The sequence below is a fragment of the Halobacillus litoralis genome (assembly GCF_020524025.1).
Taxonomy (GTDB): domain Bacteria; phylum Bacillota; class Bacilli; order Bacillales; family Halobacillaceae; genus Halobacillus; species Halobacillus litoralis_D.
Genome location: NZ_JAIVKN010000002.1, coordinates 357,648 through 377,179, shown reverse-complemented (window position 1 = coordinate 377,179; position 19,532 = coordinate 357,648). Strand labels below are relative to the sequence as shown.

Genomic DNA, 19,532 nt, shown 5'->3' with positions numbered 1-19,532 from the left:
AGGGTTCATAAGTGGGATAAATCTTGTAGGTGTGTGTCTTATTTTGTAGAAAGCATTTACTTTAAAGTATGAAAGTCCTACGCTTTAAGGAGTATTTACTATATGAATAGGGAGTGGTTAGGGAAGATGAAGTTTTTTAAAATCACCATCGTTTTTATGCTCTGTACGCTTTTGTTGTTTTTGGTAAGTGGAAGTGTACTGGCAAAGGGAGGGAAAACAGGATCATCTTCTGGTAAGGGAGAGAAGTCGACCGAATTGTCCGCACTAGAAGAAGGGGGATTTTTGGATTCTCATTCAGGCAGGATAAATCCTAATCAGGCCGTCAGCCGTGAGGATTATGTGAAAATTTTAGTGAAAGCTTCCAATCTCCCTCTTACTATGGAGAAGACAACCACGTTCAAAGATTTGAGTCATGTATACAGCCTGCCTTATATCCATACCGCTGTTGAAAACGGATGGATCATCCCGGAGGAATTCCACGAAAAGTTCCAGCCTCAAAAATCTATCACAAAGCTCGAATCAGCGGTCATGATAGCTAGACTGCTTGATTTAAACAGCTCCACAGAAGAACTGCTGTTTAAAGATGAGAAAAAGGTAAAGGAACATCGTTCTCTTGTGAAGGCGGCTTTTGATGCGGGGTATATACCATTACATAACAACGGGAAGTTTCAACCGAACAAACCAATTACGTATCAAATGCTTAATGCGCAGGTCTATCAACTTAAGGAAGATTTGAATCATGAGATGGACGAGGCAGTCGCTGATGTCACCTATATGGAGAATGTGAAGAATGTTGGTGACCACTTCTTATACAATCTTGTAAAAATCACTGAAGATGGAGAGATTCAATTAAAGAAAGATGAAAACCTGGAAGACTACAAGGTGGGAGACATTTTATCGATCCCTTCATTAGAAGAGTATCCAGAAGGGCTCTCTTTAAAGGTAACCGGCGTGAAGGAAACAGAGGATCTGTTGATCATTCAGACCGAAGACCCGGCCTTCGAAGAGATTTTCTCTGAAGTCGACCTTGATTTCACGAAGTCTGTTACACCGGATGATCTTGTAACGGAAGAGGGGATTGAAGTGGAAGCCATTCCTATTTCAGAAGAGGAGCAAGGCCCTGCTATAAGGTCCCTCCGTTCCTCAGCGAACGCTTCCATTACCGGATATGAGTACCTTTTCAAGTTCGATAAATCTCTGATGGAATATGAACAGGATGATGAATCAGCCTCCTTACGTTTAGAAGGGGAATTTTTTATAGAAGGTCCTACGCTTTCAGTCAGCACCGTATATGAGAATTTCTTTTTAAAGAGTGGATCTATTGATCTTTATGCAAAACAAAGTTCTGAGCTGCACTTGAAGGGGGATGTGGCAGCTGATTATGAACGTAGTATAAAGCTGGCAACAATCAAGTTCCCTATAAAGAATGCTTTTTCTGCTGAGGTAATTCTAAGCCTGAAGGTTACCGCCTCAGGGCAGGGGTATCTAGAGGTAGGGCTGGAAGAAGCGGCTGAAGCAGACACAGGTGTGAGGATTGTAGGGGAGAAGGATGACAGAGGAATTATAAAGTATAAGAAGACTTCAACAAAACCCAGAAGTGATTTAAGAGTACAAGTAAACCCTGTTGAATTTGGCTTTGAAGGAACCGCTGCAGCAGGACCAACGCTCGATCTTAATGTGAAATATAATCAACTGAGTCTGATAAGCTCTGAAAACGCTGCTGGTGTCATGGGAAAGGTTAAAAAGGATGGAGACGGTCCCCTCTGCTTAAAAACAGGGCGATATATCACTTCTGATATCGTGTGGAAATTCATTGTGTATGAAGAGTTTCCTATGGTTGATCCAACCCCAAAATGGAATGAAACCTGTCTTGGTATTGAAGAGCCAGATCCAGATCCAGAACCAAATCCAGAACCAAATCCAGAACCAGAAAACCCTTTAGAATCGGAGTTGCTTTGGACAAGAACGGAAATTGGCGTACCTTCGGAGGTGAAAATCGGACCTGAAGGGAATCTATACTATACCGAAAGTGGTGGAACTTTCGTTTCTTTAAATCCTGATGGCGAACTGAGATGGGAGCGGAAAAGGCCGTTATTCTTCCGTTCTCCTGTAGTTACTCAGGAAGGTGAAATCTTTGTAGAGAATAGTGATGGAGTGATGGCCTATGATTTGGATAATAATCCTCTGTGGTCTTCTCCACAATCCTTTGAATTAGGCGACGTGAAAGGAAACATGGCCATGCTGGATGACCTCCTCATTGTACCTGTTTCTTCAAACTTTTCGAACGATAAAGGAGCCTCTGTTTATGCGGTAACGAAAGAAGGGGAGATTGTTTGGGGAGCTAACCTCATACCAGAGGGAGGAGGAGTATCGATATCAGACGTGGAAGTAAGCCATGGTCACGCCTTTGTCGTCGCAGACGGAAGTTTGTACAAAATCGACCCTCGTGGCGAAGTGGAAGTACTTTTGAAGGATCATTATTTAAGAAGGAAGCCGGAAGTAGCTGAGGATGGTACCGTTTATGTTCTATCCTCCGTACGTAGGAAGCTTTATGCGGTATCCCCGAATGGTCAGAACAGTGGTGAAGAAGGGGTATTATGGAGTGTGTCAACGGACTACCTTTCTTCTAACCACTCGGAACCTAGAATCGCACCCAACGGGAAAATTTATATCAATGGAGCAGATAAAATTACAATCATTGATCCTGGAAAGGAAAAAATAGAAGCCTTTTATGGCGTGGAGTACCAAACATCTCCTGTTACATTTGATGAGTCTGGTAACACATACGTGGCTTCACACAGTTCTATGACAGATACTTCTAGTATCGTTGTGTTTGATGATCAACATAACAGATTATCCTCTTACGTAAGTGAAGGTGTAAGTGGTAGACTCGGCGGTCCGTTGACTTTAGGTGGTAATGGGATCGTTTATTCTCCTGGGATGAATTTGTTTGCTGTGAAATTTTACAATATCGAAAATTAGGTGAAAAAATGCTGTTCTTCATTGAAGGGCAGCATTTTTATGTTTCATTTCATATAAAGAGTATCATGGGGGCGTTTGGTATTTTCAATCTCTTTGATAAACTGCATCCATTGATAGTATCAATTACCTTATGAAGGTGGAAAGAACGTGCTGGAGAATGAAGTTTATATCCTTCTCTTTTAATCCTCCTTAAGAAATTCAATGAAGTGGAAAATATGAAAGTAAGTAATTTAAGAGCGTACTGTTCTCCATATCACGTTAATCTAGGGCCTGTGGATACCACTTAATTACAAAAGAGAAGGGCAAAATAACTAGTTGTTTAAATTTTCTTGCAATTAAAACAACCTAGTGCTAGAGTGATATTTGAAAGCGGTTACAAAAATCTAAACGTTTACATTGATAAGGTGAAGATACTATGGGAAAGAAGCCTACCATTTTAGATGTAGCTGAAAAAGCGAATGTGTCCGTTGCAACTGTATCGCGAGTCATTAACAACCAGGGAGGAGTTCGTAAAAAAACAGAAGATGATATCTTAAGAGCTATTCACGAACTCAACTATGTAAGGAGTCAGGTTGCAAGGAGTATGGTTCGTAAAGAAACGAAGACAATCGGGGTCATTATTCCGGACATATGCAACCCATTTTTCCCTGAAGTCATTGCCGGAATCGAGAAGAAAGCGATCGATAAGAATTATTTCACCATGCTGAGTAGTTCTGGAGAATCCCTTGTTAAAGAAAAAGAAATCATGAAGCATTTTATAGAACGAGGGGTGGATGGGGTCGTCATTACGACTGCAGATGAAAAAGGGAAGCATTTACAGCCTTTGATGGATGCAAATATCCCTGTTGTCGCCGTCGACCGTATGATTGAAGAATATGACGTGGATACCGTTCTAACTGGGAATCAGGAAGGTTCTTATGAGGCAGTCAAACACCTTATCCACCTGGGACACAAGAAGATTGCCATCATTAGGGGCCCTCAGGAAACAACACCTGGGAACGAGCGATTTAAAGGATATAAAAAAGCCTTAGAAGAGTATGGTCTTCCTTTAAAAGAAGAGTGGATCGGGGAAGGCAACTTTATGGAGAACAGTGGATTTTCTATCATTCATCATTTTCACTCACTCAAAGACCGCCCCACGGCTGTTTTTTCCTGCAACAACTTAATGAGTATCGGGGCTCTTAAAGCCATGCGTCAATTAAATTGGGAAGTAAGTAGAGATGTCACGTTTCTGGGATTTGATGATGTAGAAATTGCGACATTTATGAAGCCGGCATTAACCATGGTAACAAGGCCGAAAAGAAAGATCGGCGAACTTGCCTTTCAACTGCTTTATGAACGTATGAACGCCGCAGAGAGCGATCACATTCCGAAGCGAGAGTATATTTTAACTCCTGAGTTAGTCATTCGGGATGCGAGTAATCAAGTGTACAAATAAATTTTTTTATATAAAAATCTAAACGTTTACATTTGGAGGAGATGACATGAAAAAGACGGGGGTATTACATCCGGAATTAAACAAGTTGATAACGGAAATGGGCCACACTGACGAACTGGTCGTGACAGATGCGGGCTTACCTTTGCCGGAAGAAGTCACAACAAGGGTGGACCTGGCTTTAGTGAAGGATATGGTTCCATTCTTAACGGTACTGGATAATGTGTTAAACGAATTATCTATTGAAAAAGTCATCATGGCGGAAGAGATTAGAGAGAAGAGTCCAGAAATGCATGAAGAAATATTGAAGCGCTTACATGGAGTTGAAGTCGAATATGTTCCCCATGTGGATTTCAAACAGCGTACGAAGCAGGCGCGGGGGTTAGTAAGATCGGGAGAACATACCTCGTTTGCGAATGTCATTCTGGTGGGCGGAGTGGTCTATTAAAGTTCCAATAATCTATACAAAAGAAGGTTTTAAAGATGGAATTATTAAGGATGAAAAACATTACGAAGTCTTTTAATCATATTCAGGTGTTAAGGGGAATCAATTTTTCTGTTAATGAGGGAGAAATTGTTGCATTACTCGGGGAAAATGGAGCGGGGAAATCAACGTTAATGAAGATTCTGGCTGGCGTTCACCAACCTACCTCAGGTCAGATCATTTTAGAAGGTCAGGAAGTTGAAATTCAAAATCCTAAACACTCTCAGTCTTTAAACATTAGTATTATTCACCAAGAGTTTAACCTATTAAAAGATCTATCAGTCGCAGAGAACATTTTTCTTGGAAGAGAATGGACAAAAACGAAAGGGCTTATTGATTGGAAAACCATGAAAAAGGAAACGGCAAAGCTGCTCGGGAAAGTAGGGTTGGAATTCATCTCTCCCGATCAACTCATCTCTGAGTGTTCCATCGCTCAACGACAATTGATTGAGATTGCCAAGGCTTTATCGTTTGAAGCGAAAATTCTCATTATGGATGAACCTTCGGCAACGTTGAACAATGCTGATACGGATAAGCTGCTACGGCTGATGGAATCCTTGAAGGAACAGGGAATGGGGATCATCTTTATCACTCACCGCCTGGAAGAGGTGACGAGGGTGGCTGACAGGGTAGTGGTGCTCCGTGATGGAGAATATATAGGCTCCGAATACATAGAAAACCTCACCAAGGAAGACATGGTGTCTATGATGGTAGGACGAGATTTATCCAACCTATTCCCTGAGAAATCAAAACCGCAGACTGAGGAAGTTCTGGAAGTGAATGACTTGTTGGTGAAAGGGAAGTTACATCATGTCTCATTCCGCATGAAAAAGGGAGAAGTCCTGGGGGTTGCCGGGCTTATGGGCTCCGGAAAAACAGAACTTTCAAAAGCGCTCTTTGGGCTATATGCCAATAAACAGGGGAGCGTGAAAATGCTGGGGAAAGAAATTGTATCCCCCAAAGGTGCCATTGATGCGGGAATTGCTTTAGTTACGGATGACCGGAAAGACGAAGGACTGATTTTGGATCTATCCGTATTCGAAAATCTATTACTTCCTTTTTATCGTCGGGTTTCCCAGGGAGGGGTCATCAAACGAAAGGTCACCTCCTCCATTGCCGACAATTGGATTAAAAAGTTGAAAATAAAAACCCCTGGTTCTGATGCCGAGGTAGGTCAATTGAGTGGAGGGAACCAGCAAAAGGTCGTTCTGGGTAAATGGCTGCAGATGGATCCTAAACTCATTATTTTAAATGAACCTACACGAGGCATTGATATAGGAGCAAAGCAGGAAATCTACCGGATTGTCCACGACTTAACAGAACAAGGAATTTCTGTTCTATTGATTTCCTCTGAGATGCCGGAACTCTTAGGAATGGCAAACCGGATTCTAGTTATGAATGAAGGAGAGGTTGCAGGTGAGCTTACAGGAGAGGAAGCCACACAAGAAAGAATTTTCAAGTACGCAAGTGGAGGAGTCACAAATGCCTGAGTCAGAAGGTGGAACTCAAAAATCAAAATGGGTTCAGACAGCGCTGCTGTTAGATAAGTATCGTGTATTATTTATTTTTATTCTGTTATTACTTGTAGCAAGCTTCATCTCTGATGCGTTCCTTACCGTACCGAATCTATTAAACGTTTTACGACAAGTGTCTATTGTAGCGATCGTTTCGGTCGGGATGACGCTGGTCATTTTGACAGCGGGTATTGACCTTTCCGTCGGGTCTGTGCTGGCCTTTGCCGGAGCTGTAGTTGCCGGTGTCATATCGGCTGGAATTGCCTGGCCCTGGGCGATTCTCATTACCCTTATCGTTGGTCTTTTACTAGGCGCAGCAAATGGTGTGATTATATCTTTAGGAAAAGTTCCAGCGTTTATTGCTACATTAGCAGTCATGGTTATTGCAAGAGGGATGACGCTGGTATTCACTCAAGGGACGCCCATCGTCATATCAGATCCGGCTTTTCGTTTTATTGGAAGTGGAAAGATCTTTGGTATTCCGTTCCCTATTATTTTAATGTTAGTTATCTTTGCCATTATGCACTGGGTTTTGAAGAATACCACGTTTGGAAGATATGTTTATGCGGTGGGTGGAAATGAAGAAGCAGCCCGGCTTGCTGGTATTGCGGTCAATAAATTGAAAATTTCTGTCTATGCCTTGACCGGATTATTCGCTTCTATTTCTGCTTTAATTTATACATCTCGACTTATGTCTGCGCAGCCCAATGCAGGAACAATGATGGAACTAGACGCCATTGCTGCCGTTATTATTGGAGGTACGAGACTCACTGGTGGTAAAGGCGGGGTCACAGGAACGTTGATAGGGGCCCTGATTATGGGGGTGCTGGACAATATTTTAAATTTAGCGAATGTGTCTCCTTTCTATCAAGATATTGCCAAAGGGTTAGTCATCTTAGTCGCTGTTTTAATTGATAGTAAGCTGGCAAAATTACAAAAGTAAAAGTGGAGGGATTTTATTATGAAAAAATGGATCAGTTTATTGCTTATTGCACTCTTAGGTTCTGTTCTAGCCGCTTGTAATGACAGTGAAACCAATGCAGAAGGAGAAGGCTCAGAAGATGGATACAAAGTCGGTTTAGCGATGAACACCTTGAACAATCCTTTCTTTGTTACCTTGAAAGAAGGAGCGGAAGAGCAGGCGAAAAATAAAGATATACAACTGGAGATTACTGACTCTCAGGGTAATCCGGGTCAGCAAATGACAGATGTTGAAAATCTCCTGCAAAGCGATTTGGATGTATTGATTTTGAACCCGGTCGATAGTGATGCTGCGGCTCAAGCGGTCATGCTTGCGAACGAAAGAGACGTTCCAGTTATTACAGTTGATCGTCAAGCGGCTGGTGGTGAGGTAGTCTCCCACATTGGATTCGACGCCCTTAAGTCTGGGGAAATTGCCGCCACATTCTTAGAAGAATCTCTAAATGGTGAAGGAAAAGTAGTCGAACTTCAAGGGATTCTTGGTACAAATGTAGGGAGAGATCGTAGTCAGGGATTCAACAACCACATGGAAAGCGTAGATGGAATTGAAATCATCGCTCAACAGTCCGCTAACTTTGACCGTGGAGAAGCGCTGTCTGTAATGGAAGACATCCTTCAAGCCAATGATGAAATTGACGGGGTCTATGCCGCTAATGATGAAATGGTAATGGGAGCTCTTTCGGCGATTGAATCTGCTGGTCGTCTTGATGAAATGGTTGTAATTGGAACAGATGCCATTGATCCTGCTATGGAAGCCATTCGAGAAGGAAAGCTTGAAGCAACTATTGCGGAACCTCCATTCTTCCTGGGACGTGACGCCGTGGATACAGCTATTAAAGTCATTGAAGGCGAAGAAGTTAAAGAAATGATTACACTTGAGAATAAGCTTGTGACAAAAGAAAATGTAGATGAAGTCAAAACGAGGTAGGTGATTCGATGTCAAACATTGTTGTAGTCGGAAGTTATGTTACAGATTTGACGGCAAGAACTCCCCATATGCCTAAGCCTGGGGAAACCGTACTCGGGGGTCCATTTAGAATGGGACCGGGCGGAAAAGGTGGAAATCAAGCCGTTGCAGCAGCGCGACAAGGGGCTGAAGTCACCATGGTCACCAAAATAGGGAACGACTTATTTGGTGAAAATGCGATGAACAATTTTACAAACGAAGGCATCAACACCTCCTACATCGTTGTGGACGAAGAAGAATCAACAGGAGCAGCTTTAATTACCGTCGACACGTCCAGTGAGAATATGATTGTTGTGTCACTCGGGGCGTGTGGAAAGATTACGAAAGAAGAAGTCACCAGGTCCTTACCGGAATTTGAAAAGGCAGATATCATCTTAGTCCAGTTAGAGACTTCCATAGAAGCTGTCGAGGAAACTATAAGAATAGCAAACGAGCTAAATAAGCCGGTCATCTTAAATCCTGCCCCTTACCAGGAGATATCCGATGAGCTTCTAAGTAAAGTTACTTATCTCACACCAAATGAAACGGAAGCTGGTTTGTTGACAGGGATAGAAGTGACCGATGTTTCATCTGCGAGGGAAGCTGCCAAGAAACTAACGAACAAAGGGGTCGATGTTGTCATCATCACCTTAGGAAAACAAGGGTGTTTGGTGTACGAAAGAAACGGAGATTCTCAAGGCGAACAAATAGAAGGGTTTCCTGTAAAGTCTGTCGACACAACAGGAGCGGGAGATGCTTTCAATGGCGCATTTGCGACTTTCATTTCTGAAGGAAAGTCTTTGAAAGAATCGGCACGCCTGGCGAATATGGTGGGGGCATTATCCGTCACAAAAGAAGGAACGGCTCCAGCTATGCCTTATAGAAAAGATTTAGAGACAGCCGTACAATAAATAAAAGAGACCGCGTTTCCTCCAGCTATTTTTATGGCTGTAGGGAACGCGGTTTAATTTTTGTTATAGGGCCAAGACTACCATCGACTCTTGGTGCTGCGCTTCTTAATAAGATTTCTTCTTTTTTCCGTCTACGATCTTAAACTATAAGGTGATTCCTCACATAGATCCATGATAAAAATCACTAAATAAATCGCTCATCACCAATGAGCGGAATGAGTGGTAGATATGGATTCCTTTCTTAATTAGAACATTATAATGGCAGCATAACTCCTTAAAAAATAAGCCTTTCACACCATAAAATGTCATATTTTCCTAGGGTTTATTAAGTATATAAAATCTATTCCGATATTATTTATATAGTATTTTGGTAATAGTCTTTATTGACTGGAAGGAGGGTGCATATGGGGAGTGAACTTTCTTTAATGGAAGATACATTTTCTATGATTGAGGAAACGAATCAAAATTTAGAGACCACGACAATGCTTCCTAAAATCGGAGGAGACGGATGGGCATTTAGGGAACGAAATGGCGATATGATCGCAGACTATACCCCTGGGGTCCATGAAGGGTTTGGCACGTTTTCTGATGGTCACGGAAATGCGATCGCGGATATCAGACCTGATGTGAATGGAAATCATACCTTTGACTTTGGTGGTGGAGAGACCGTTTCTGCCACAGACAACGTGATGGGTGGTGAAACCTTCCATCAGTCCGGCGATGTGATAGGCTACTCAAATCCGGCGCCCGTTGAGGGGGGAATCAATTTTTTCGGAAATGCTCCGGCTTCTTCGTTCAATGCGGCGCCCGGTCCCTTTGGCGGTGTAGAGATATCCAAGGGGATGCAGTTTGAACAGTTGAATCAAGTGGGGGATATGTCTGATGCGTTAGGCGCTGCTTCTCTTGCTGCGGATGCTGAGGAAGCGGCTGGCATTATGGGAGGTTTCTTCTAATGGTCCGTTCCTATAGAGAGCATTTCTCCATGCCTTCTATGGCTGGGTAAGCAGCCAGATTGTTTCCCTGACTTCCAAGGAGTAACCATTATATTAGAAGTCATATATAGAATTCATGCTTCTTCCAACGTTCCGGCGTGGAAAGCGAATCGTTCCATCTTTTAAAGCACCTTGTATGTCTAAGGTGCTTTTTGGTCTTCCTATGGATGAGGTGAAAAGCTGTAAGAGAAGTAAATGATAATAGGAAATGGTTTACATATCCAAATTTCAGGTTATTTCTATAAGGAGTGAAGAGAATAGCGGAAAAAAGAAGGAGATGATGATGTGGAAGTAAGGTTTATGATTCAAGATAACCCGATCCCCTGTGAAACCGAAGTCATCCCAAGAGAAGGAGCCGTTGTGACGATTGATCATGGTGAATATCCAGGCGATTATGTCGTCAACGAAATTGAGACGAAACACGTCGCCACACAGCCTGGGCACACCGGCCCACTGAAAATGACTTCTGAGGTATTGGTTTATTTAACAGCAAAATAACGGATGACAGGATACGTCTATGTCTGGAACATGGTGCAGCGCTGAAAGCTTTTGGTGCGGCACCATGTTTCTTTAACGGCCATCAAAAGCCCCCACCATCGCCTTATGAATCATAATATGCTTTTTCTATCGATATAAATAGCTTATGGTTTTTACAAATGACGGGGAGTCACTTTCACAACCACTAGAGGAGAGTGAGGCATGGGGGAAAGATTTTGGAATAAGGTCCGGAAAGGGATGATCGGGAGGAAGCACTCGTATCATACGGTGTTCGGAAAGCAGACGTTATTGTATGCCGACTGGACGGCGAGCGGGCGCCTTTATCAGCCGATCGAAGAGAAAATGGCGAAACAGTTTGGTCCGATGGTCGCCAACACCCATACGGAATCGAGCGAAACCGGGGCTTTTATGACAAAAGCGTATGCGGAAGCTGTCCGGCGGATCAAACGTCATGTCGGTGCTCGTGCGGATGATGTATTTATTGCGACGGGAACGGGGGCTACAGGGGCCATCTGTAAATGGCAGCGCTTGTTAAATGTGAGGTATGGAAGTGGGGATCCGGGCGATAAGCCTGTCGTTTTCATCACGCATATGGAGCATCACTCCAATCATACAAGCTGGCTTGAGTGCAACGTGGATGTCGTCGTTGTTCCGCCGGATAAGAACGGGAAGGTCTGCCTGCGGAATTTGGAAGCGGCGTTGAAAAGGTACCGGCACCGCTCTTTACTTATCGGGTCTTTTACGGCCTGTTCCAATGTAACCGGAATTTTTACCCCCTATCATCAAATGGCCGCGCTTATGCATCAGTACAACGGTCTTTGTTTTGTGGACTTTGCGGCAAGTGCTCCCTACGTGTCGATCGATATGCATCCGGAAGGTGAAGCGGAGCGGCTGGATGCGATCTTTTTTTCTCCCCATAAGTTTTTAGGGGGGCCGGGGACGAGCGGCGTTTTACTATTTGACCGTGCTTTATATGGGAACCAGGAGCCGGATCACCCTGGAGGGGGTACGGTTCATTGGACCAACCCCTGGGGGGAGAAGTCCTACATAGAGGATGTCGAAGCGAGAGAAGATGGCGGCACCCCGGGGTATCTGCAGGTCATTCGGACAGCGCTCGCGATTGGGCTGAAGGAGGAGATGATGGCACATGGGTTAGCGGAGAGGGAACGTGCGATCCTTTCCCGCTTGTGGGAAGGGCTGAGGAGGATCCCGAATGTGCACGTGTTAGATGAAGAGAAAAAAGAACGCCTGCCTATTGTGTCGTTTTACATCGAAGGGCTTCATTATAACTTCATCACGAAGATCTTGAGTGACCGCTTCGGGATTCAGGCAAGAGGAGGCTGCTCGTGTGCCGGAACGTATGGGCATTATCTGCTGGACATCGAAAAAGATGTATCCAAATTGATTACCGACAGCATCGATACGGGAAATATGGCTTTAAAGCCCGGGTGGGTCCGCCTGTCTCTTCATCCGACGATGACCAATAAGGAAGTTGATACGATTGTGGATGCACTCGCTCTAATAGGAAAGAACGGAGAAAGGTGGCAGAAAGAGTACGAATACGATGAAGCTACGAATGAGTTCTATCCGCCGGCTTTTGAAAAAGTGGTGGACTGGGAAGAGTGGTTTCGCTTGGATTAGGTCCCTGATGAGCCAGCCTTACGTTTTTCTATACATCTATCAAGTTCAGGAGGACGATAACTTTTGAAAATCCTATGGGTGTGTATCGTGCTGTTGTTTGCTGTAGGGTGTAATCAAGAGGTGATCCGCGAGACAGGAGAAGAGGAGGAACCAGCATCAGAAGCGGTAAGTAAAGAAGGGTACGGGACGGATTCGCCGGAGCCGGTATCGGAAACGGAAGAGGATGAAGCGGAGCAGGAACCAGAACCCCCAGTCAACCCTTTGTTAGGCGAATGGCAGACTTGGGACGGGGTAAACATTGAATTCAACGACGATGGAACACTCCTCTATGATTTGGACATTCATGGATCGTACAGTTGGGAAGGCGACCGGGTCCACCTGCGTATCGGTGATGTTCGTTTAGTAGGCAAGATGGAATATGGAAATCTGCATGTCAATGATGGAAGAGCTACAGATTCTAATATAACGACATTCAGCAAAATCATTACAAAAGATTCGCCGCCGCTTTCAGAAGACACGGCTACGGTTTCTTCTATCCTGGGAATGTGGAAAAAAGTGGTCGACTATGATTTTCAGTCGTTCTATGAATTTAAGGAGGGCGGGGCAGTGACCGTTACGCACGATCAGACCTCCTGGGACGGGACTTACATTGTAGAGAATGGAAAAGTGTTGATATCGATCGAAGGTGATACGTTTACGGGAGAGGTCGTGGATGGCGGGCTTGTGGTGACCTATGACCATGATTTAAGTACATCGCTATATCTGCGTCCACAGTAATGGGCGGCGGCTCCATCTTTCAAAAAGCTGGGGTCTTTTTTATAACCTTGTTGCCCTTTTGGAAGTTCGAAAAATAAAGAATCCAATCAAAACAGCATAGGTATGGAGAAGGTGATGAACCAGAAAGATATCATTCGTTTTTCGACGTTCTTTTTCAATTCTTTCATTTGTTTGTAAGGTATAATATGGAAAAGGAGGTCGGCGGTATGCTGTGTCCGAAATGCCAGACACGTAACGATGTCCGGGGTGCTAAGTATTGTTTACAATGTGGTTATTCGCTGACGCGTTCAAGGAACAAAAGCATGTGGTGGGTAGTGGCTGTTGTGGCGGCTTGCTGTATGGTTTGGACCGGTGGTGTTCTGGCTTACCTCCAATGGCAGGGCGCTCAAGTTAAACAGGTGGCTAGGGAAGAAGCGGCTGAGGTTGTCGCTCCTGCGCTTGAGGAGAAGACGGAAAAGAGTGCCCTTGACTCTGAAGGTAAACCAGATAATCCTGAGGTAGAAAAGGAAGAACCGCCGGCAGCAAAGTCACAGGAAGATAAGGATAAACAACCGCCAGCCGATAAAGACAAGAAGGAAATTATCCGGGACGTACAATCCCGCGTGTATACGATCCTCACCAATGAAGTGCAGGGGTCCGGCTTTTTATATAGTAAAGATGGAACGATTGTCACGAATGCGCATGTGGTCGCAGGATATACAGAAGTGATGGTACGGGATTCAAATAATCAGGAATATACCGGTCAGGTCATTGGAATATCCGATCAATTTGATATTGCCCTGCTTCAAGTCGATGAACTCAATGGGAGAGCACCGCTCCAAATGGAAATGGAACCGTCGAAATTAGGGGCCGAAGTCATTGCACTCGGGAGTCCCCGCGGACTCGAGAATACCGCTTCAATCGGGTACGTAACTGGAGTCGGACGCTCCTTTGAGTCTGATTTCCAATATGAAAATGTCTATCAGATTGATGCACAGGTGTCACCTGGCAGCAGCGGCGGCCCCCTTGTCGATGCTGAAACAGGCAGAGTCATCGGGATTAATTCTGCCATCTTAAATGCGGATGAATCGATCGCCTTTTCGATTCCGCTTTATACCATGGAGCCTTTACTTTCAGACTGGTCCAAATCACCGATGACAGCAGGCGAAGTGATGAAGGTGTTTTCATTTTATGAAACAGCAGTAACAGAACAGTATGAGGAGGAAGCGTACCAGGAAGAAAGCCCTGAGGAACAGGAAGCAGTTTCTTCCTTATTTGATCCTGCGACACTGACTGATTTCATCCTGGCGTTTCGGGATCAGTACGAAACCGCGCTCAATAATGAGGATTTCGCTATGATCGAGGGGATGCTGCTTTATGACAGCCCGGCCTACGTGGATTATTCCAGTTACCTCACTGAAATAGCAGGGCAGGGCATGGTCTTTGAATTTACATCGAATGAAGTGACGGATATGAATATTCAAAAGGACTCTGCGGTTGTCCGCACGTATGAAGTCTTTGACTTTATGAACGCGTCAGGAGACTGGAGTGTTTATGAGCGGGTGAAGGATTATACAGTGGTTATTGATGAATATGACAGCTATAAGATTACGGAGATTGATATTTATGATTGATAAAATTGAAAGAAGTATCATTTCGGTATAGATAACAAGGATGATTTGGGATATCATTCGGTGCTGTAGACATAAAAATAAAACTTATAGGGTCTTTCCATTTTCATCGGAAAGGCTTTTTTTATGGAAAAATATTCTCTTTCATACATGAATTGCTTCTTTTACTCCACACTAAAGGCAACGATTTTTTTGAGGAGGATGAAAATGTGGATGGCCGCATTATGGGGAGGAGTGGCTGGCTCAGCGGTATTTCTCGGTTCGCTGGCCGGAATCCTGGTTCCAATAAAGAAGAAGTGGATCGGTGTCATTATGGCTTTTGGTACAGGCGTTTTAATTGGAGCGGCATCATTTGAACTCCTGCTTGATTCCATTTCTGAAGGAGGAGTCAAGACGACAGCCATCGGGTTTCTTGTGGGAGCACTCGTGTTTACTATTTTTGAATGGTTCATTTCAAGGAAAGGTGGAAATGAGCGGAAGCGCTCGAAACAAAACCCCCAGCATTCCTCCGGTTTAGCGATTTTTATCGGTACGGTAATTGACGCCATCCCGGAGTCCGTCATTATTGGCATCAGTTTACTTGAACCTGCCGGGGTGAGTTGGTTATTAGTTGTTGCCATCTTTATCAGCAACTTTCCTGAAGGGTTATCCAGCAGTATTGGATTGAAGAAAGACGGCTATTCGAATACGAAAATCCTCTTGTTATGGGCTGTGGTGCTGGTTCTTTCTGCTTTAAGCTCTTTATCAGGGTTTGTGTTTTTAGAGAATGCATCCGACAACTTGATTGCACTCATCGGGGCTTTTGCTGCCGGAGGAGTGGTTTCGATGGTGACGGCTGCGATGATGCCGGAAGCGTATGAAGAAGGTGGAGCGGTGGTAGGATTTATTGCATCGTTCGGATTGTTGTGCTCGTTAATTCTTACTCACTTTCAATAAACTTATGAAGGCCATTAGTAAAAGCCTGCCCCTCTAAGAGGGACAGGCTTTTTATTTAATCTGAAACGGCTTTTCTTAAGAGGGAATTTATTAGAGATGTAATTTATCATCCCTGTTTTTAAAAAAGTGATAGGCATGGGAATCTTCTTCGTGTGTTTATCCTGACTGGTAGAAGGGGAGACATCACTAAACAAAAGACACGGGAACTTAAAAGATGATGGGAGGAAAAGCCATGACGAAACGCCGCATTATATTTCTGATTGCCTGGACACTTTTTATTTTGTATGCAGTGTTCATCGCACCGGATGGCAATCAAGGGTATCTAGATCAATTGATAAACATGGACGATCCGGATCCCCTTTTATTGATGGTGTTCAGCTTCCTCGGCATCTATCCAATGGTGTTTGCTTCCTTTTTACTTGGAGAAGATGACAGCCGGGTTCCGGTATGGCCGTTTGTGATCGGTTCATTTATGCTTGGGGCGTTTTCCTTGATGCCTTACTTTTTCTTATCAGAGGCAGAATCTTCACGAACGGTAAGGACACCTGATTGGCTGATCAAAGTTTTGCGCTCGAGGGTCTTCCTGGTCGTGTTAATGGCGGGTACAGTTGTTTTATTCTTTTACGGGGTGACTCAGGGTAGTTTCGCAACTTATGGGGAAGCTTTTCAGTCTTCTCAATTTGTGCATGTAATGACAATCGACTTCTTTGTATTGACGGGGCTGTCTGTTTTCGTGATTGGCTGGAGGGAACGAAAGTACGGAAGAAGTGAAAAAAAACAGTGGATGGGGTGTGTTCCGATTATTGGAACTCTCATCTACCTTTATCAAACCGATAGAAAAAAGAGGTGACTATGGTTCAATCCGTAGTCATCTCTTTTTGTTAGACCCCGTCAGTCTATTTTAATTGAAAAATATTCCACGACTGTATAGGATAAAATCATTGACCTCATTACATAGAACGCTGTTTATTTATAGTTAGGAGAATGATCGTGCGCCACATGTTGAATTACCTATACATCTTCTACTCTTTTGTATTCATCCTCAACATCATCCATGTGTTTTGGCAGAATACAGTTCTTTTTACCATTATCGGGATCTTAGGCATGATGATGACGGTCATCAGCTTTCCGCGGTCCGACCGGGTGTTTAAAATTCTCGGAGCCGTACTCTTAGGTGCGGGAGTCTTTTTCTTTATCTCCAGTGAAGCAGCGGTGAAGGACATTCCGTTGTTTTTTGCCGGAAACATCAGTATTCTGTTTCTCATTTCCATGCTGCCCTGGATGAACAGTGTCGTAAAGGCAGGCAGATACAACCGGCTTCTGCAGTCGTTGATTGGCAGCAATCATAGAGAACTCGGTGTATTGTATGCGCGCAGTGAAGTGACAATGGTCTCTCTTGCCGCGTTCTTGAATCTATCTTCCGCGACGATCTCTCAGGACTTGTTAAAGGAAAAATTGAAGCAGGTAAAGACGAGTGTCCGCAACAACTTCATTTTGATGGTGACACTTAGAGGTTACTCCCTCGCCCTGCTTTGGAGCCCCCTTGAAATCCTGCTCGCGACCTCCATTTTCATAACGGGCGTGAATTATCTGCAGGTGCTTCCGTGGATGCTTGGACTATCCATTATAGGTATTACTCTAGATTCCTTATTTGCTAAAATCCTTTTTCGCAACGAGAGCATTCCTGAAGACGATGTAGGAAGTAAAGCTCCTGTCCTGGATAAACAAAAACTGACTCAATTTATTGTCGCGCTTGTGATGTTTTTATCCGTCGTTGTCTTCTTAGGGAACGTGATTCATCTCGACTTTCTATTTTCCGTCACGATTGCCATCTTCCCTTTTGCTTTTCTATGGGCGCTGTTCGTGAAGCGGAAAAGAAGTTTTATAAACATAGGGTGGCCGACGTGGAAATGGAAAACGAACCGGTTGGACAACTTCATTGTATTATTGCTGTCGCTGTCCTTTTTAACCGAATCGTTAAATGAATCGCCTTACTTATCCTATCTGCAGGACCCGCTTATGTCTCTTGAGGGAAGTCCGCTTCTCATCATGCTCTTTATCCAGGCGACTTTTTTGATTTTGACGCTTTTAGGCGTCCATCCGATTGCTACAATGGGTATTTTCGGCGGTGTCAGAGAACTGTTGACCGGCTCCTTTCCACCGGTGACATTGACGATACTCTTATCGGCTTGTGCAATTGCCACCGTACCCTCTGCACCATATGGGCTGATCGTCACTATTACATCCGTTGCTTTACGGATGAATCCCTATCAAATCGTCTTAAGAAACCTGCCTTACACCATTGCTTTCGGGTTTTTGGGGATAGGTGTCGCCCTCTTGTCACTGTTATTCTATTAGACTGGATTCGACAATTGGACCTGATTGGAAATTTACTTTTTATCCATTCGGATGGAGGAGATTTCCAAGTGGGTCTTTTTATTTAGAAGATGTTTTAATCGGCGCTGGATTGGGGTATATCTATTTTAAGAGTCTAGGAATCTTGCAGGTTGGGAATAATGGAGACAGCGGGTGATCTTATACCTAGGTCATTTTATTTGCAAATATCTTCATTTTTCTACACAATCTTCATGTGGGTTTTTAGACACCACTAGACAGAGAGACTGAGTAACTGAGTGTTTTTGACAAATGTCCGTCAGCCATAAAAAATATAAAGAAAGAGGGTAAGAAATATGAGGGAAGATATGATCCGTGTGTTAGACCAAAGGGACCATCTTGTTAAAGAGAACCAGAAGCTTCAGGAGCAGCTGGAGCATGAACGTATGAAGGTGTCTGTATTGAAGAAGGAAAAAGAGCAAAAAGAACAAAGTAAAGAAGAACAGGAAAGCCGACCTCTCTCTACGGTGGGGATCTAAATAAATCAGTAGGAACTGACCCAAATCATCGAAGCTTTAGTTTTCGATGGTTTGGGTCTTTTTTTGCGTAATTTTAGTAAGCGTCGACATTGCTGGTTCATTGCTTATGTGGAAATTTTAAGAAGATGTCCTTTCACATTCTCTTTAACATCAGCTCTTAAATATACTTTTTAATTTTCAGAAAAGTGTTGACTTTCAGTTAATTTAGACTCACAATAGGACTTAAGATTTCTGTATACAGTATACAGAATACGAAATACAGAATAATTTAGTGATGGAGGAAAGTTTTGTGGAAAGAATTGCTCGTACAGAAACATTGATGGAACAAGCCTATAAGGCGATTAAGGCTTCCATTATTAACAATGAAGTGGTTCCGGGAGATTACTTAGCGGAAGAGCGTATCGCTTCGCAGTTGGGGATCAGTCGGACACCAATCCGAGAGGCTTTAAAGAAACTTGCTTTTGAAGGCTTAGTGGAGGTGAAGAAGGGAAGTAAGGCGAGGGTGGGTTCGGTTTCACCGGAGAACGCTCATGATTATCTACTTGTTCGGGAGCGCTTAGAATCTATGGCTGCCGGGTTGGCAAGCAGTCTCGCTACAGAAGAGGACATTAAGGAGCTGCGAAGCATTTGTGAGCGCCAGAGAGAATCGATCGATGAACGAAATTTTCATAAGTTCATTGACTTAGATTATGCCTTTCACTCTTATATTGCTGAAGTTTCTAAAAATAAGAAGCTGAAAGAGTTCATTGAGAACGTAAACAGTCAAATTCAGCGTTTTCTAATTTTAACGAGCACTCTGTCGGATAGCGCGATTGGTGCTGTGGAAGAGCATTACAGAGTGATTGAAGCCATGGAGATGAATGACCCGAAACGAGCAGAGGCTGAAATGGAGATGCATATTAGACAAGTGACGAAAAGAATCATTGATCAAAAACATGAGGGGGAAGTTTAA

17 protein-coding genes are annotated in these 19,532 nt (G+C 43.7%); all 17 read left to right on the top strand.

Annotated elements, in window-relative coordinates; all coding sequences use genetic code 11:
* Nucleotides 1-102 precede the first annotated feature (102 nt).
* On the top strand, nt 103-2,982 hold the full coding sequence (locus LC036_RS08500) for a PQQ-binding-like beta-propeller repeat protein (protein ID WP_226581017.1): 2,880 nt from the start codon (nt 103-105) through the stop codon (nt 2,980-2,982).
* A 415-nt stretch (nt 2,983-3,397) separates the two neighbouring features.
* On the top strand, nt 3,398-4,420 hold the full coding sequence (locus tag LC036_RS08495; RefSeq protein WP_226581014.1) for a LacI family DNA-binding transcriptional regulator: 1,023 nt from the start codon (nt 3,398-3,400) through the stop codon (nt 4,418-4,420).
* Between the two features lie 46 nt (nt 4,421-4,466).
* Entirely contained in the window at nt 4,467-4,865 is a 399-nt protein-coding gene (gene rbsD, locus LC036_RS08490; RefSeq protein ID WP_226581011.1) for a D-ribose pyranase, read from the top strand.
* Between the two features lie 35 nt (nt 4,866-4,900).
* On the top strand, nt 4,901-6,391 hold the full coding sequence (locus LC036_RS08485; protein ID WP_226581008.1) for a sugar ABC transporter ATP-binding protein: 1,491 nt from the start codon (nt 4,901-4,903) through the stop codon (nt 6,389-6,391).
* A complete protein-coding gene (locus tag LC036_RS08480) occupies nt 6,384-7,358 on the top strand; it encodes an ABC transporter permease (RefSeq protein ID WP_226581005.1) in 975 nt (324 codons plus the stop codon). Before LC036_RS08485 ends, LC036_RS08480 begins: the two co-directional genes overlap by 8 nt.
* 18 nt (nt 7,359-7,376) lie before the next feature.
* Nucleotides 7,377-8,324, top strand: coding sequence for a substrate-binding domain-containing protein (locus LC036_RS08475; protein ID WP_226581003.1), 948 nt, complete (start codon nt 7,377-7,379; stop codon nt 8,322-8,324).
* 8 nt (nt 8,325-8,332) lie between these two features.
* Nucleotides 8,333-9,253 carry a ribokinase gene (rbsK, locus tag LC036_RS08470; RefSeq protein WP_226581001.1) on the top strand — a complete coding sequence of 307 codons (921 nt, stop codon included), beginning with the start codon at nt 8,333-8,335 and terminating at the stop codon, nt 9,251-9,253.
* 404 nt (nt 9,254-9,657) lie between these two features.
* Nucleotides 9,658-10,206: a hypothetical protein gene (locus LC036_RS08465; RefSeq protein ID WP_226580999.1), complete on the top strand. Its 549-nt coding sequence runs from the start codon at nt 9,658-9,660 to the stop codon at nt 10,204-10,206.
* 339 nt (nt 10,207-10,545) lie between these two features.
* Nucleotides 10,546-10,743 carry a hypothetical protein gene (locus LC036_RS08460; RefSeq protein WP_226580997.1) on the top strand — a complete coding sequence of 66 codons (198 nt, stop codon included), beginning with the start codon at nt 10,546-10,548 and terminating at the stop codon, nt 10,741-10,743.
* Nucleotides 10,744-10,944: 201 nt separating this feature from the next.
* On the top strand, nt 10,945-12,384 hold the full coding sequence (locus tag LC036_RS08455; protein ID WP_226580994.1) for an aminotransferase class V-fold PLP-dependent enzyme: 1,440 nt from the start codon (nt 10,945-10,947) through the stop codon (nt 12,382-12,384).
* Nucleotides 12,385-12,447: 63 nt separating this feature from the next.
* Nucleotides 12,448-13,161 carry a hypothetical protein gene (locus LC036_RS08450; protein ID WP_226580991.1) on the top strand — a complete coding sequence of 238 codons (714 nt, stop codon included), beginning with the start codon at nt 12,448-12,450 and terminating at the stop codon, nt 13,159-13,161.
* A 206-nt stretch (nt 13,162-13,367) separates the two neighbouring features.
* Entirely contained in the window at nt 13,368-14,774 is a 1,407-nt protein-coding gene (locus LC036_RS08445) for a trypsin-like peptidase domain-containing protein (protein ID WP_226580989.1), read from the top strand.
* 204 nt (nt 14,775-14,978) lie between these two features.
* Nucleotides 14,979-15,707 (top strand): ZIP family metal transporter, encoded by a 729-nt coding sequence (locus LC036_RS08440; protein WP_226580987.1) that lies wholly within the window; start codon nt 14,979-14,981, stop codon nt 15,705-15,707.
* 232 nt (nt 15,708-15,939) lie between these two features.
* A complete protein-coding gene (locus LC036_RS08435; protein ID WP_226580985.1) occupies nt 15,940-16,557 on the top strand; it encodes a hypothetical protein in 618 nt (205 codons plus the stop codon).
* A 149-nt stretch (nt 16,558-16,706) separates the two neighbouring features.
* On the top strand, nt 16,707-18,065 hold the full coding sequence (locus tag LC036_RS08430; protein WP_226582466.1) for a hypothetical protein: 1,359 nt from the start codon (nt 16,707-16,709) through the stop codon (nt 18,063-18,065).
* Nucleotides 18,066-18,409: 344 nt separating this feature from the next.
* A complete protein-coding gene (locus LC036_RS08425; RefSeq protein WP_226580983.1) occupies nt 18,410-18,580 on the top strand; it encodes a hypothetical protein in 171 nt (56 codons plus the stop codon).
* A 289-nt stretch (nt 18,581-18,869) separates the two neighbouring features.
* Entirely contained in the window at nt 18,870-19,532 is a 663-nt protein-coding gene (locus tag LC036_RS08420) for a GntR family transcriptional regulator (protein WP_226580981.1), read from the top strand.

What these genes read in the sequence shown, in the direction of transcription:
- LC036_RS08500 (WP_226581017.1), top strand. Translation starts at nt 103, where the DNA reads ATGAATAGGGAGTGGTTAGGGAAGATGAAGTTTTTTAAAATCACCATC.
- LC036_RS08495 (WP_226581014.1), top strand. Translation starts at nt 3,398, where the DNA reads ATGGGAAAGAAGCCTACCATTTTAGATGTAGCTGAAAAAGCGAATGTG.
- rbsD (WP_226581011.1), top strand. Translation starts at nt 4,467, where the DNA reads ATGAAAAAGACGGGGGTATTACATCCGGAATTAAACAAGTTGATAACG.
- LC036_RS08485 (WP_226581008.1), top strand. Translation starts at nt 4,901, where the DNA reads ATGGAATTATTAAGGATGAAAAACATTACGAAGTCTTTTAATCATATT.
- LC036_RS08480 (WP_226581005.1), top strand. Translation starts at nt 6,384, where the DNA reads ATGCCTGAGTCAGAAGGTGGAACTCAAAAATCAAAATGGGTTCAGACA.
- LC036_RS08475 (WP_226581003.1), top strand. Translation starts at nt 7,377, where the DNA reads ATGAAAAAATGGATCAGTTTATTGCTTATTGCACTCTTAGGTTCTGTT.
- rbsK (WP_226581001.1), top strand. Translation starts at nt 8,333, where the DNA reads ATGTCAAACATTGTTGTAGTCGGAAGTTATGTTACAGATTTGACGGCA.
- LC036_RS08465 (WP_226580999.1), top strand. Translation starts at nt 9,658, where the DNA reads ATGGGGAGTGAACTTTCTTTAATGGAAGATACATTTTCTATGATTGAG.
- LC036_RS08460 (WP_226580997.1), top strand. Translation starts at nt 10,546, where the DNA reads ATGATTCAAGATAACCCGATCCCCTGTGAAACCGAAGTCATCCCAAGA.
- LC036_RS08455 (WP_226580994.1), top strand. Translation starts at nt 10,945, where the DNA reads ATGGGGGAAAGATTTTGGAATAAGGTCCGGAAAGGGATGATCGGGAGG.
- LC036_RS08445 (WP_226580989.1), top strand. Translation starts at nt 13,368, where the DNA reads ATGCTGTGTCCGAAATGCCAGACACGTAACGATGTCCGGGGTGCTAAG.
- LC036_RS08440 (WP_226580987.1), top strand. Translation starts at nt 14,979, where the DNA reads ATGTGGATGGCCGCATTATGGGGAGGAGTGGCTGGCTCAGCGGTATTT.
- LC036_RS08435 (WP_226580985.1), top strand. Translation starts at nt 15,940, where the DNA reads ATGACGAAACGCCGCATTATATTTCTGATTGCCTGGACACTTTTTATT.
- LC036_RS08430 (WP_226582466.1), top strand. Translation starts at nt 16,707, where the DNA reads ATGTTGAATTACCTATACATCTTCTACTCTTTTGTATTCATCCTCAAC.
- LC036_RS08425 (WP_226580983.1), top strand. Translation starts at nt 18,410, where the DNA reads ATGATCCGTGTGTTAGACCAAAGGGACCATCTTGTTAAAGAGAACCAG.